Origin of the sequence: Bradyrhizobium sp. CCH5-F6 (genome assembly GCF_001556045.1) — a bacterium.
Classification (GTDB): domain Bacteria; phylum Pseudomonadota; class Alphaproteobacteria; order Rhizobiales; family Xanthobacteraceae; genus Bradyrhizobium.
The window spans coordinates 94,045-107,190 of sequence record NZ_LSIC01000050.1 but is presented as its reverse complement, the minus strand read 5'-3'; the positions used below and the strand labels follow the sequence as shown (position 1 = coordinate 107,190).

General features: G+C 59.6%; 10 protein-coding genes and 2 pseudogenes. 2 read left to right on the top strand and 10 right to left on the bottom strand.

Annotation, left to right across the window (positions count from 1 at the left end):
• Positions 1-1,220 precede the first annotated feature (1,220 nt).
• Positions 1,221-1,472, top strand: a pseudogene (locus AX729_RS08925) (transposase); the annotation flags it as partial.
• A 99-nt stretch (positions 1,473-1,571) separates the two neighbouring features.
• On the opposite strand, the gene AX729_RS41745 reads toward AX729_RS08925, so the two are convergent.
• The 6 genes and pseudogenes from AX729_RS41745 to AX729_RS40415 all read right to left on the bottom strand — a co-directional run bounded on the left by AX729_RS41745 (position 1,572) and on the right by AX729_RS40415 (position 4,551).
• Positions 1,572-1,715, bottom strand: coding sequence for a hypothetical protein (locus AX729_RS41745; protein WP_502686904.1), 144 nt, complete (start codon positions 1,713-1,715; stop codon positions 1,572-1,574).
• A 359-nt stretch (positions 1,716-2,074) separates the two neighbouring features.
• Positions 2,075-2,464: a site-specific integrase gene (locus tag AX729_RS08920; protein WP_245325097.1), complete on the bottom strand. Its 390-nt coding sequence runs from the start codon at positions 2,462-2,464 to the stop codon at positions 2,075-2,077.
• Positions 2,465-3,211: 747 nt separating this feature from the next.
• Positions 3,212-3,367: an IS66 family insertion sequence element accessory protein TnpB gene (tnpB, locus tag AX729_RS08910; protein ID WP_061022118.1), complete on the bottom strand. Its 156-nt coding sequence runs from the start codon at positions 3,365-3,367 to the stop codon at positions 3,212-3,214.
• A complete protein-coding gene (gene tnpA / locus AX729_RS38485; RefSeq protein ID WP_082770383.1) occupies positions 3,364-3,786 on the bottom strand; it encodes an IS66-like element accessory protein TnpA in 423 nt (140 codons plus the stop codon). Before tnpA ends, tnpB begins: the two co-directional genes overlap by 4 nt.
• Positions 3,787-3,855: 69 nt before the next feature.
• Positions 3,856-4,176, bottom strand: a pseudogene (locus AX729_RS38480) (IS256 family transposase); the annotation flags it as partial.
• Between the two features lie 231 nt (positions 4,177-4,407).
• Positions 4,408-4,551, bottom strand: a complete 144-nt coding sequence (locus AX729_RS40415; RefSeq protein ID WP_197433558.1) for a hypothetical protein — start codon at positions 4,549-4,551, stop codon at positions 4,408-4,410.
• Positions 4,552-4,670: 119 nt separating this feature from the next.
• On the opposite strand from AX729_RS40415, the gene AX729_RS38475 reads away from it, so the two are divergent.
• Positions 4,671-5,821 (top strand): IS630 family transposase gene (locus AX729_RS38475; RefSeq protein WP_245325096.1). Its coding sequence is split into 2 segments (ribosomal slippage): positions 4,671-5,133 and positions 5,133-5,821, totalling 1,152 coding nucleotides; the frame shifts between segments, so codons are not numbered across the junction.
• 251 nt (positions 5,822-6,072) lie between these two features.
• Here AX729_RS38475 and flgK read toward each other — a convergent pair.
• The 4 genes from flgK to AX729_RS08865 all read right to left on the bottom strand — a co-directional run bounded on the left by flgK (position 6,073) and on the right by AX729_RS08865 (position 12,769).
• Positions 6,073-7,941 carry a flagellar hook-associated protein FlgK gene (gene flgK / locus AX729_RS08885; protein WP_061022107.1) on the bottom strand — a complete coding sequence of 623 codons (1,869 nt, stop codon included), beginning with the start codon at positions 7,939-7,941 and terminating at the stop codon, positions 6,073-6,075.
• A 1,034-nt stretch (positions 7,942-8,975) separates the two neighbouring features.
• Positions 8,976-9,527, bottom strand: a complete 552-nt coding sequence (locus AX729_RS08875; protein WP_061022104.1) for a GNAT family N-acetyltransferase — start codon at positions 9,525-9,527, stop codon at positions 8,976-8,978.
• A 197-nt stretch (positions 9,528-9,724) separates the two neighbouring features.
• Positions 9,725-10,129, bottom strand: a complete 405-nt coding sequence (gene flgB / locus AX729_RS08870) for a flagellar basal body rod protein FlgB (RefSeq protein WP_061022102.1) — start codon at positions 10,127-10,129, stop codon at positions 9,725-9,727.
• A gap of 93 nt (positions 10,130-10,222) precedes the next feature.
• Complete coding sequence (locus AX729_RS08865; RefSeq protein ID WP_061022099.1) at positions 10,223-12,769, bottom strand: TonB-dependent receptor; 2,547 nt, start codon at positions 12,767-12,769, stop codon at positions 10,223-10,225.
• Positions 12,770-13,146: the final 377 nt, after the last annotated feature.

Sequence of the window (13,146 nt, the reverse complement as noted above, 5' to 3'; positions counted from 1 at the left end):
TCCCTTGTCCCTTAACTCACCGCTTAGTCGCTTCGCGCCTTCGGACACACCCGCATGAACGCGAGGGACTTAAGCGAACCACCTAAAACGGGACGACCTTGGGATGCCCCCCTCCGTCGCAAATTGATAAGAGACGAAGGTTGATGATCGCGCAACAGTAGACAGCGTGTCACTGGACGTCGGCTAGCATTTTGCGGGCAAATGTTGCGTAAATATCACGGAACGCTGAGTTATTCCGACCCGTCCTCCCCAATTGGGGCAAAAGTCGTCGATCCGAATTTTTGGGAGTGAAAGGGTCCGCGGGATAGAGGCATGAGCTTGAACTCGAAAAGGAATTAAGCGCAGCGAAACGGTTGACCAAGCGAGGGAAAATGTGTGGCAATATTGTCCGTCCGTATATCGAAGCGAGCGCAAAGTTCCAACAACCTCGGCATTGCTCGCAGAAAGCTCACCCTTCCATTTTTTGCAAGCGCACTATCGATCTTAAGGGTGTCAGGATAGCCGAGGGACCTTTGCAGGAAGCGTTGTCGTTCTAGAGCCTGCAGTAAATTACGGAATACGCCGGATCCGACGCCGACCGTCTCGGCGCGCACACGCGAGATAGCGACTCTGGCCAATCCATTCTTAGCATCTGTGCTGATGATCGCCTCCCGCACTATTGCACCGATGACGGACTGAACCTCGCTACTCAGTCGCGAAGGCTCGCGCCGGTTGACAATGGCGCTATCATCCCGAATTGCCCCCCAAATCGATTCGACTACTGCGCGCCCCCCGTTAGAGACCGCGCCGCAGCTGAGGTCCATTGGCCGTTGATCTCGTTTTGGCTCCTTTGGATCATCAGGTTCAGCGGTTGAGCGCCCGAGTTGTCTGAGCCGATTTTGCACGCTGGAAAAAGTTCTCGTTAAGATCGCAGCGATAGCTGCCGAGTTATAGCCCTTCTCGGCCAAAGCAACGAGACGCGCCTCCTCGTCAGGCGACCATCGTCGGCCAGCACGTGCCCTATTGGGCTTGTTATCGCGTTGAACCTTAGCCGGCATATCTCCTCGCAGGAACATCGGGATGCGAATCAGCGAAAGCTGTTTTACGATAACGACATTCCCAAAAATTCAGCGCGTGATACAATGGATTGAGGCATGCAGGAGCTATAATTCTGCACAGGGGCGATAAGTGGAGTTTCTGCCTGACAGCGGGCACGCTATGCCTGCGAATCGGGAGCGGCAATGGGCAGAAGAACGCGCCGGAACCACGCACCGGCCTTCAAGGCGAAGGTGGCGCTGGCCGCCGTGAAGGGCGATCGAACGCTGGCTCAGCCTGCCGAGCAGTTCGACGTCCACCCCAATTAGATCGCGGCGTGGAAGGCTCAGCTTGAAAGCAAGGCTGCCGATGTGTTCGGTTCTGGCGGAGGCAACAGAATGAGCGAGCCTGCCGTGGACGTGAAAGCGCTGCACGCCAAGATCGGGGAGCTGACGATGCCCTCGAGTCATGTGAGCTATCTACGCCAGTGAGATCGATACCACACTGTCCGACGTCGAAGGCCTTACGAGCTTGTCACGATTCAGGCCCGCAAGCCGTCATGCCGAAGGATCTTGACCGGATCGCCGCGGCGACCGCGGAAGATGTTGAGATTTAGCATGAGGATCGCGCTTGAGGTTCTCCTGAACTGCCAGCACCAGGCTTTGCATGCCGCGGCGCATGTCCCTGTGGCCGATTGCGATCCAGACCCTGCGCCGCTGGGAAGCGGGATCATCGCGTTCGTCCGTCCGCCAAGGCCGCGATAGCCGCCTTCACTGTTCACGCATTGACTGCGCCGTGATCCGCATACGAGCTCCAAGAGCAAAACTCGATCTCAATTGCGCCGCTACTCGCTGGCCTGATCGGATCAGGCGTCACCTCTGGATCTGGGACCAACTTTGCTGAGACGAAGCCAATTGTGTGCCGGAGGCATCCTTGGGACACGAGCGCTACCACTGTGCCATGGGCAAGTTCAGAAATGTAAAGCTTGACAATAAGCCGCAATTTAAAGGTAAGCGTCGTTCCGCTCCCACCTTCTCGCGGCACATGGGATAGGCGAGTTTCACGATCTCTTTGAAGGGATCGGCTTGTGTCTATGCTTGACCATACGCTTAAGTCGGACGTGACGGCGCGCCGGCTGGAAGTGATCACGGATGTGCGCCCGTTTAGTGGGGATCGTCAGAACCTGTTGGGCGACGCCGAAGGAGGCGGGATCGGCGGCGGCGACGTGATGGAAGAAGGATCGGATCGCGGCAAGCCGGGCCTTGCGCGTTGCGACGGAGTTGTTCCGCTTCTCATCGAGAAAGGCGAGAACAAGGTCCCGATCGAGATCCTCAAGGGCGAGCGCCGCCGGCTTCTTCCCCCTACGGGCGGCGGCAAAGAGGATCAGCATGCGCAAGCCGTCGCGATAGCTGGCCAAGGTCGCGGAGGTGGCGTTGCGCTGCTTGGTCAACCGGCGACGAAAGTACGACTCCAGGAGTGGCGCCAGCAGGAGGTGTTCACTCATGCCACGCCTCCGTCGAGGAAGGCGCGCTCAGCCGCGATGGCGAGGAGAGCCAGATCCTGCTCGTGGTGGCCACCCCAATGCAGAAAGCGGAGAAACGTTCGGATTTGAGAAGTCGCCGCCGTGCGAGTGCCGGAGCTCGCCGAGAGCGACAGCCGATACTCGACGGCGGCAAGGACATGCTCCGCCGTCAACGTCTCGAGGTCTTGGCCAGGATGGCGATGGCGGAGCCAATCCAGAAAGCGCCGTGCGCCCAAGAGAACGCCATCGCGGGACCTTGGCTCAAGGCCTCGTACCCTGCTCAGATAGTCAGAAAAGGAGCTCAAAAGCGGAGCGTCCGGATCATCGACTACAATGGGCGTCGAAGCAATGAATCGTTCGGGCGCCACCCGTCGCTCGTGTTGGAGCGCAGACACTGCCGCAATCCGCGGTGAGTCAGTGGTGAATGTGCATAGACAGCTATCGACGATAGCTTCGCCGATCGGTCCTGAACCGCAATGTGCGTGCCCCGCGATGCGATCCATCTCGGCGCCAAGCACCCCGCTACGAAGGCGCCTAAGCACCCCGCGGTACGAAAAATAGAACTCGAGCATTGTGCCCCTCCGGCGTTACGGCGCAGGGGGATCCCGCATCCGCACGAGAGGCACGAAATATTATGTGGCGGAGGAATCTAGCCGTGGCCGGCCCTGGCTGGCGTTACGGCGCCTCCGCCACATAATCTCGTCCGACACATAAGAACGGATCGAGGCCAAGCATCTCCTGGACCTTCGCAGCAAGCCCATTATGCCCACAGCGGAAGTCGACGGGCCGCGTCGCGATGTAGATCTTCAGATCAGCACCGGCCGTGATCATCGTGACGCTCGCACCGCGCGGATCAACCGAGACAGTTGCTCACCGTCAATGGCCGCTTCCGTCCGCACAACGACGTCGCCAATCGTAATCTCAAGCTCGCCCGCCGAAACGCGACGCTCCTCTATTGGCGCTTCCACAACCAGCGGCGCGAACTGCGGCCGCGAAGCCTCGCACGACGGCAATTCGCCTCGCTGCCGAAAGCGTCGCCGCCAATCGTAAATCTGCCAACGAGTCGCGCCGTGCCTGCGAGCCACCTCCGCCACCTGAGCACCGGGCAGCAGGCTTTCCGCAATGATCCGAGCCCGCTCGGCCTCCGAACGCACACGACGTCCGGACGGGCCCTCAAGCACCTCAAGCCGGCTGACCGCTCCAATTGACGAGCTGTCTAAATGGACGTCCTTTTTGCCGTCCAATCCCATCCTAGGCCTCCGTTTCAATCCGGAGGCTTCTTCGCACGTCTAATCTAACGTCGAACCGAGGGTACCGGCTTAGCGCTTACCAACGTGCTTGATCGTCGTGCGATTGTAGCGAGCTTGAAGGACCGCACGCAGAAGCGACAATTACTTGTGCGGCGCCTTCAACCTCGGAAGCCCTTGTTGGCCGCCACCCATCGCAAGGCCATACCTGCATCCCGCCAGCGTTTGACGGTGCGCGTGACGGGGCGATGGGGCCCATCATGTTCTGGTCGATGTTGGTACAGGCGAGCGATCGACGAAGCTCCTTCGCAGCTTCAACCGGACGACAGCCAGGATTTCGTCGAGGCCTTCGAGCATGCTGGCCGCTACGCCGGGCCAGTGCTGGTCGAAGCGGATGCCGACCGGATGCTCGCACGGGCCGATGTGAGCGGCAACCTCCAGCAAAAAACGCGTAAGCGGAGCTGCGGCATGGTCCGAGCCAAGCAAAGCACCTGAAACGGATTGACATCTTCTTGCCTCCGACCCGAAAGACCCGGACACCTTGGAAGCTGGCGAGAGGCCCTATTAGAATTGTAGGTTGCGAAAGAATCGTGGCGCTTCTTCTGGGCGCGTCCTCACGCGGGGTCAGTTCATCTTTCTGCGAAGCTTCTTGATGATCTCCCGCAGATCGTCGGCATACTCCTCGATCGTCCGCCGTGCCTCCTCGCAACGGGGCGGCTTAGCGGTGGAGGTGTTTTCACCCGAACGCTCTTCGGTCAACAGCTTCATTCTGACATTGTCGACGCGAATCCGACGCGACCTTTGATCTAGTCGCTCGCTTCAATCAATTTGCAAGGACGAGGGTTTTATGATTCGATTCGGTCGCGAGGCAAGCGACGGAGCGGATCATGGCTGCCAAGGAGATTTCGGTAAAGAAGTATGTTGTGCGGCTGAGCGGTGAGGAACGCGAGCAACTCGAGACGCTGATTAGCAAAGGCAAGAGCGCGGCGCAGCGCTTGCTGAAGGCGCGGATATTGTTGAAGGCTGACATTTCCGAAGCCGGCGAAGGCTGGAGCGACAACCGGATCATCAAGGCGCTGGAGACCAGCGCATCGATGGTTTACCGGGTCCGGAAGCAACTGGTGGAAGAAGGCTTCGAGGCTGTGTTGAGCCGCAAGCAACGGGCGACACCGGCGGTTGCACGGATTTTTGACGGCGAGAAAGAAGCCAAACTGATTGCGCTGGCTTGTTCCAAACCTCCCAAGGGACGCGCGCGCTGGACCTTGCGGCTGTTGGAGAAAAAGGTCGTGGAACTGCAAATTGTCGATCGCGCCAGCGACTCGACGATTGGGCGGGCACTAAAAAAAACATTCTCCAGCCCCATCGCCAGCAGTGCTGGGTCATCCCGCCGAAGGCCAACGGCGCGTTCGTAGCCGCCATGGAAGATGTGCTGGCGGTCTACACGCGGCCACGCGATCCCGATTACCCTCTGGTGTGCCTGGACGAGACCTCCAAGCAGTTCCTTGCCGAGACGCGCCTGCCGATCCCGATGAAGCGGGGACGCCCGGCCCGCTGCGATTACGAGTACGAGCGCAACGGCACCGCCAACATCTTCATGATGTTTGCGCCGCTCGAAGGCTGGCGCCACGTCAAGGTCACCGATCGCCATACCGCCGTGGACTACGCTCACGTCTTGAAAGAATTGGCCGATCGCTACTTCGCCAACGCCAAGACCGTCGTACTGGTCCAGGATAATCTCAACATCCACGGCAAGGGGTCACTCTACGAAGCGTTTCCAGCCGCCGAGGCCAGGCGACTGGTCGAGCGCTTCGAATGGCACTACACTCCAAAGCACGGTAGTTGGCTTGATCTGGCAGAGTCCGAACTCGGCGTCCTCACATCCCAGTGCCTCGACCGTCGGATTGTCGATAAACAGACCCTCGTCGAGGAAATCTCCGCATGGGAGCACGACCGCAATGCCAACCACACCAAGGCCAATTGGCAATTCTCAACCCCAAATGCCCGTATCAAACTCAAGCATCTCTACCCATCACTCTGAATGAATCGGGCGACTAGATCAAAGTGTTGCGCACCGAAGATGGCGATCAGGGCTCGGCGGAACGCGTCGGCGAACTTCAACCATCCAGGGCCGATCTAGGCTATACTTGGTTTAATCGTCCGCCAGGCGGCATACATCGGGTGCCTTGGGGAGCCATCTTGCCTCGACCGACCCGGCGGGCGAAAGGACCACGACGCGCGGCAGTTTGAGCTGATATTCGGCGGTCAAACGGAGCACTCGTCTAGTTCCGCTTACGTTTGAGCTTTGATCAAGGTATCCATCATGCTTTGCACCGCAGACATGATGCGCGCGTTGGCGGCGTATGCATTCTGGAGTTGGATCAAATTCGACATTTCAGCGTCGAGGTTGACGCTGGAGGTCGAATTGAATTTCGCCTGCAGCGTCGAGACGACGACGCTCTGGCCCTGCTGTAATTGCGTGGCCTGGGTCGACGCGTTACTCTGGATGCTCAGGAACTGCTGTAGATAGTTTGACACCGTTCCGGTGAACGGCTGGCTCGCCGAGCCCAGTCCCGTCGTCGGGGAATAAGAAAACACCGACGTAGTGAGTTGCGAATACAGGAAATCCGAGCGCGTGGTGTCGCCTGCCGGCGTCGCCGGCGAGGTGTTGTAGACCGAGATCTTGCTCGGGTTCGTGACCACAGCCCCGTTCACCCCGATACGGCCGGCAAGGCCGGTCATCTGCAATCCCGACGATGTGATAGCGCCGGTATAGAGCGCGCTGCCGTCGGTGAACAATGCCATCTGCGGGTTGCCCGACTGCAGCGATGAGATCGTCTTGGTCACCGAGGCAGCATTGACTTTGCTCGCGCCAATGCCGTTGTCGGTGACCCGCAGCGTCGAGCCGCTGCCGGAGAAGGTGAGGCTGGCGCTGCTGCCGAGGGCGGTGTTGAGGGTCGATAGGATCGAAGCCATCGGCGCGGAGAAGTCCACGCCGACCTTGAACGGATTTGCATTGGTGGTGTTCTGCAGCGGCAGCGCTGCCGGATCGGTCACGTTGACGATGGTGATCTCGCGCTGGGCATTGGTCGCGGTGTCGGTGTAGGTCAGGTTGACCGAATTGCCGGGCTGCGCGCCCGATATATCGACCGCGAAGCCGGACGGCGGACCCGCGATCGCGGTGCCCGCGGTGGTCTTGTCGGACAATGCGCTCGCCATCGACGCGGCGAGCTGGTCGACCTGGGTTTGCGCCTGCACCAGGGTCTGGTCGCGCAGCTTGAGGTCGGCCGCGATCTGGCCGGAAGAGACCGCGTTGTTAGCGACGACGTCGATCGAGGAGCCGTTCGGCATGTTGATGTTGAAGGCGCCGACGCCTGACTTGGCCGGATTGGAATCATAAAGCGACTGCGCCGTCAGCGCGCCGGCCGATGCGTAGGAGAACTTCGAGGCGAGCCCCGCGCCGACGAGCTGGATGCCGGTATTGGTGTAGACGTTCGCCTGGTTCGATCCGTCGGTGGTGACGCGGACGTCGACATATTTGGACAGCGTGTTGATGGCCTGGTCGCGCTGGTCCATCAGCGTTGCCGCCGACGGGTCGCTTGCGGCCAGCCCCTGCAGCTTGGTGTTGATGTCCGCGATCTGCTGCATCGCCGCGTTCGCCTGCTGCGCCGAGGTGCCGAGATCCTGCTCGGCGTTGCTGCGCAGCGACTGGATGCCCTTGGTGGTGACGTTGAGTTGCTGCGCCAGCGCCCGCGCCGCCGCGACGGCGACGGTCTGCGCCGAGGACGCACCCGCGCTCGTCGACAGCGCCTGCAACGAGCTCGTGAAATTGTTCAGCGCGGTTTCGAGCGTGCCGCTGCCGCCCGGATTGCCGTAGACGTTCTGGAGCTGCTTCAGAATGTTGGCCATCTGGTCGGCATAGCCGGCACCGCCCGTCTCGGTGCGCAGCTGGCCCAGAACGTAAGTGTCGAGGTCGCGGCTGACGCCGGTCGTCATGACCGTCGAGCCGAAGGTGCCGGTGGTGACCTCGATCTGGTTGGGCGACTGGGCGACGTAGCCCGGCGTCTGCGAATTGGCGACGTTAGACGAGACGATCGACAGCGCGGCCTGGTTGGCACGCAGGCCGCTCATCGCACTGGCGAGGGACGAACTCAAACCCATATCAGTTCCCGCCTTCGGTTACGTTGCGCGCGAAAGATCGGCGCAGGGTGGTCAGGAGATACATCGCCATCAAATTCGTCGTAGTGATCACTTTGGTGTTGCCGGAATAGGCGTGCTGGATCACGATCAACGCGCACCTGAGGAGATGCTCGCAGTCGGTCAGCTCCCGATCGACTTCCTTTGCAGCTTCGAGATGTCGCTCCGATCGCCCTGTCGGTCCCGTTGGTACTGCCTCTTTCGCGCGCTGCGATCAACGTCGTCTCCACATTCGGGCTCGGCGGCATCCGATATATGTTCGCCGCCTATCAAATGGAGCTTCGCAAACATCGTGCCAATGCAGATAGCGTAGACAAATCATTGGCCTACATGAACAAGGACGATCGGTGATCCCGGACATAATTGCCGGGGTGCGCTATAATTGCCGAGCAGAGCCTTCGGTGATTAATGGGGATTGGTAGCGAGTTGCCACAGCGGCAGGCTGCCGAGCTGGATCGGATTTGCCCGCATCAGTAGCCGCTCCATGATCGCGTGTCTTCGCCCGAGTCACCTTGGCCCCTTGGCCGTCCCGGTGCCGCTCTGGATTGTTGTTCGCGCCGGCGCGGTACGCATGCCGCGCCACGTGGCCCGCTCGTCGGCAAGTTTCCCATCCCTCACTGCATCAAAACGAGAGATGAACTCGACGGCGTTGCGAGAAGCCGCCATGCACCAGCGCGCAGGAAATCGATCAGCGGAGCGGCAAAGCTCCTGGCTGGGAGAGTTAGAAAACACTAGTGTTCGGGGTACCACTCCTGCGGTGGAGAAATGGAGTCGAACCAGCACCCACGATAGCCGCCTGACCCCTGATGCCGTCACCAACTTTTTTAGCCCGTCCTCACGCCCTCCTGAGGAACGGCGTCCTTCAATGATCGGCGACCTCGAGCGTAATTCGTAACTCTGACCGCGAGCCGGGCTGACCAGACTGCGCTCCGCCGCCCAGATGCGGACGAGCTACAGAGCGCAGCGGACGGTGCTTGCCGAAGAAAGCCTGTTCGCGCTCATCCGGCATGGGTTGCGCGGTCCGTGCTTTCAGCGCTATCGTCAGTTCTTCGCTCAGCCAATTCAGAGATCATTGCTCGCCCACCCACATATGTGAGCGCTTCTTCGACGCCGACAAAGCCTGCATATTCGTACAGGTGCCGTGCCGGATTTTGCGGGTGAACAACCAACTCAATGTGCGCGACATTTTGACGTTTGGCGTAAGCTGCCAGATGACAGAGCAGCTGAAGTGCGATGCCCCTTCTCCGAAACGCCGATTCAACAAACAGGTCTTGCACGTACACCGCAGGCTCTGGCCAGCCGGTGTAGTATTTCAAACTAAAGAGGAGGGTGCCGACCATGCGAGAGTTGTGCTCCGCGACCAGCGCTTCAAATTGCCGATCAGGTCCGAACAAGCGCTCGATCCATAGTTCAGCATTCGGCGCAATAGTATGCCTGTTGCCCTCTTCAACCTGCAATGCATACTTGAGCGCCGCTATCGCGCTTCCATCGCGCGGCTCAGCCAACCTTACGCTGAAAATCTGATTTCGATTTGATATTGCTTCCTCCATTCGGCGCTTCTTGCATCCCGTGGCGATGACGCGCCGGGACCTTCATCCAGTTCTCTCGGACTAAATTAGCTTTTATCGACACAGACCTAAAGGAAGCAGACCTTCTGCCGAGCAATACTCGATCCTCGCCGGGATCCGTCCAAGCCACGGCGCAAAACTTGAAAGGGATAAGCAGTAGGCGAAAAGCTCGATCCCCCTTAGCGTTTCCCTATCGCAGTCTTAAGGAGATTCAAGTTTTTGGTATACAATGAGGTTGCCGCCGCGTAGTCCATCTGATTTTGGGAAGATTTCATCATTTCTTCCTCAAGGCTGACCGCGTTCCCGGCTGGACGAGTTTGATATCCCGCTCTGGCACTGGGGCTTGACGACGACGTGGAGCTCGATGCCAGATGGCCCGGGCTGGTTTGTACCATCAGGAGAGAGGCCCCGGAAACGCCAGAAGGACGGCCAGCACCGTCGAATTTTGGCTCAACGAGATCCAGAGGCTTGAACCGCGGCGTATCCGAATTTGCGACGTTCTGGGCCAACACGCGTTGGCGTTCTTGATGCCATTGCATTTTCGTGCGGAGCACGGAGAGCGTCGAGATGTCACTGATTGCCATCGGCAATTCTCCAAGGGTAGGCAGAATTTGCCGACTGCATGGTTAATTTTCGGTAAATGCACCTCCCCGCGGCATATTGCCCCAACGATCAAATTAGTATCGCGCGGAGACGACCAGGTAGGCGGCACGCCCAGGTGCTTCCAGGACAAAAGGCGCCGCGCTCTGGTACAGAGCGTCATAGTAGCGCTTGTCGAAGATATTGTTCACGAATAGCTTCACCGTCCAATTCTTGTTCACCTTCGCCTCGGCAAAGGCATCGAACCGCCAATAGCTCGGCAGCGAGGCACCCTGGTTCGCGGCAAGGAACGTGCCGCCGTAGATCTTCGAGCGGTACACTGCCTGTCCGCCGAGCTCCCAGATATCCGTGAGCTGATATTTGGTCAGCAGACTGAAGGATTGGTGCGCGACGTTGGCAAGCGGCAAACCGACATTGCTTGCGTAGAGTGTCGTGTTTGCCGGCGGGATCAATGACTTCGTCACCTCCGACTGCATCAGCACGAGACCGCCGAACACGCTCCATTTGTCCGTGATTTTACCGCCGGCTTCCAGATCGACGCCGCGGATCCGATAAGCCGCCCCGGCGCTGATGCAGGACACCGTGCCGGTCGAACCGGTCGGATAAGGACAGCTTGCGGTCGCGGTCGCAGGCGTGATGTTACGCGACTCGCGCGCGTTTTCCTTCTCGGTCTGGAATACTGCCGCGGTCAGAAGCAGATGCCGGTCAAACAACTCCCATTTGGTACCAATTTCGATCGCCTTGTTCTTCTCCGGTCCGAAGATCTGGTTGGCATTGCCGTTCAGCGTCGGCGCCAGGCCGCCATATTGGGCGCTCGTCCCGTCGAATTCGGCACCGACCGGATTTGATGAAGTCGCGTAGGCCGCATATACGCTGGCGACCGGCATCGGCTTGAGCACCATGCCAAGATTGAAGTTCGGCAGTCCATAGTGCTGTTCCTGCTGCCCAAAGACGTTTGAAACGCCGTTGACGGTCCCGTAGCCGTTCACCTTGATTTTGTAGTCATCGTAGCGAATGCCGCCGTTAAGAATGACAAGATCGTTGAAGTTCGCCGTGTCGAGCAGGTACGCGCTCGTCGTGTCGATGCCGAGCTTGGTTGGGAAACCGGCCAATGACGGAGTACCGAATGGCAGAAACGTGTATTGAGGATTGAAGACGCTCACACCCGGGACCGAACCGCTCGCTGGCGCACCGCCCAGCGCTTCAGAGCTCAATCCCGTATATTTGTCGATCTTGGCGGTTTCCTGCGAAACCTCGACGCCCGCAAGCGCCGTGTGGTGCCAGCCTTCGGTCGCAAACTTGTAGGTAGCCTCGGTCTGATTGGCCAACACATTGGTGACCTGATACCGGCTTTGCGGATTGGCCGTCAGCGTCGAGGCCGACAGCGGATTGGCGATCAGCGGCGCCTCCGGCAGGGTGCCGATGTAGTTCAGCAGCGACTGCGACTCCCTCGTCTTGTTGCTGACCTGCAGATCGGGCGTAACCTGCACCTCCGTGTTGATGGTTGCGATGTCCTGCTTGACCTGGAAGAAGTCGCGATTGACGAAACCGTACCAGTTGTTGCGGTTGACCCCGAAGTCTGGGAAGGGCCCGCCTGCGGTGCTGGCCGTGCTCGGCCGATAATAGGGCACGCCGAAGTCGGGCAATCCGTGCAGGTCGGTGTGGATGTAGCCCGCCGTGACTTTCACGGCATCGGTTGGCGTCCATTTGCCAGTCACGAAGCCACCGCCCCTGTCATCGCTGACGAAATCTCGGCCGGCGACGCCGGCATCCTGGAACAGGCCGCCGGCTCGCACGGCGAGGGTCGGGCTGATCACCTGGTTGACGTCGAGCACCACCCGCTTGGTCTTGTCGGTGCCAAACGTGGTTTCCATGTTGTAGAAGCTATTCTCCGTCGTCGCCTGCTTGGTGACGATGTTGATCGCGCCGCCCGTCGTACCGCGGCCGGCAAAGGACGAGCCGGGTCCGCGCAGAATCTCGACCTGCTCGGTGAAGAAGTTTTCGCGCACGCTGACGCCAGGGTCACGCACACCGTCGATGAAGATGTCGTTGCGCGCATCGAAGCCGCGGATGAAGAAACGATCCCCGAAGGCGTTGCCGCCCTCGCCCGTGCCGAGCGTCACGCCAGCCGTGCTCAGGATCGCTTGCTTCAGCGTGGTGGCGTTCTTGTCCTCCAGCACTTCCTTGCTCAGCACCGTCACCGTCTTTGGCGTGTTGAGGATGGGTTCTGGAAATTTGCCGGACGCCTGGACTCGGTCGATCTTGTAGGGGGCGATTGGATCGGCATAGGGATTGCGGTCCGCGGCAAGGCCGCCGGCATTGGGAAACGGTACCGGTGCTTGCACTGTCTGCTGGCGCTGAGCGGCATGCCGGAGCGCATTACGCGCGCGAACCTGTTCCGGCGAAGGTTTGCTTGCCGTGGGTCGCGGCCGTTCGACGGGGGCGTCCACGGTGACGGGCGGTAAGCTGGTTTGTTGCGCGTGTGCTCCGCTTGAGAGCGAGGCCATCGCAATTAGGCCGGCGACGGCCGAGACTGGCTTGCCGGATTCGACCTCGAAAGCTGCGCCAACATTGCTACCCGCCGCAGTCAAACGCAATGACCGCGGAGCCTTCGCTGTTCCCATCTTACGCCCCGCATATTCCCTTTGATCGTCCGCATGGGAGCAACCCTACGCTCCTCGTATCGAGCGGGACGAAATCGGTCAATGCGATCACGCTTCTTGTCAGATTTGAATCGATCAAATCAGGGACTTAGAATCTCTCCAGATTAGATCTCTTTGCAGGCAGCCAAATCCGTCGCTGGTGCTAGTTTGATGAACGCCCGATAACTGGCAACGAGCTTGTCGTAACTGGTCGCGGCACGTCGAATTCCTAATTTTGTCCGATCAAGTTGCGAGCGCAATGGAAGCGGGCTGAAGCGGGTCGGGTTTTTGCGATTCCGTCGACGCGGAGTATTGCACCACGTGCCTTGTCCGCAAGCGAACTCCCTGATCGAATCGCG

Bases quoted from the DNA above. Each gene is read 5' to 3' on its own strand.
- AX729_RS08875 (WP_061022104.1), bottom strand. From the start codon at position 9,527: ATGGAGGAAGCAATATCAAATCGAAATCAGATTTTCAGCGTAAGGTTG.
- tnpA (WP_082770383.1), bottom strand. From the start codon at position 3,786: ATGGGATTGGACGGCAAAAAGGACGTCCATTTAGACAGCTCGTCAATT.
- AX729_RS40415 (WP_197433558.1), bottom strand. From the start codon at position 4,551: ATGAAGCTGTTGACCGAAGAGCGTTCGGGTGAAAACACCTCCACCGCT.
- tnpB (WP_061022118.1), bottom strand. From the start codon at position 3,367: ATGATCACGGCCGGTGCTGATCTGAAGATCTACATCGCGACGCGGCCC.
- AX729_RS08865 (WP_061022099.1), bottom strand. From the start codon at position 12,769: ATGGGAACAGCGAAGGCTCCGCGGTCATTGCGTTTGACTGCGGCGGGT.
- flgB (WP_061022102.1), bottom strand. From the start codon at position 10,129: ATGGCAATCAGTGACATCTCGACGCTCTCCGTGCTCCGCACGAAAATG.
- flgK (WP_061022107.1), bottom strand. From the start codon at position 7,941: ATGGGTTTGAGTTCGTCCCTCGCCAGTGCGATGAGCGGCCTGCGTGCC.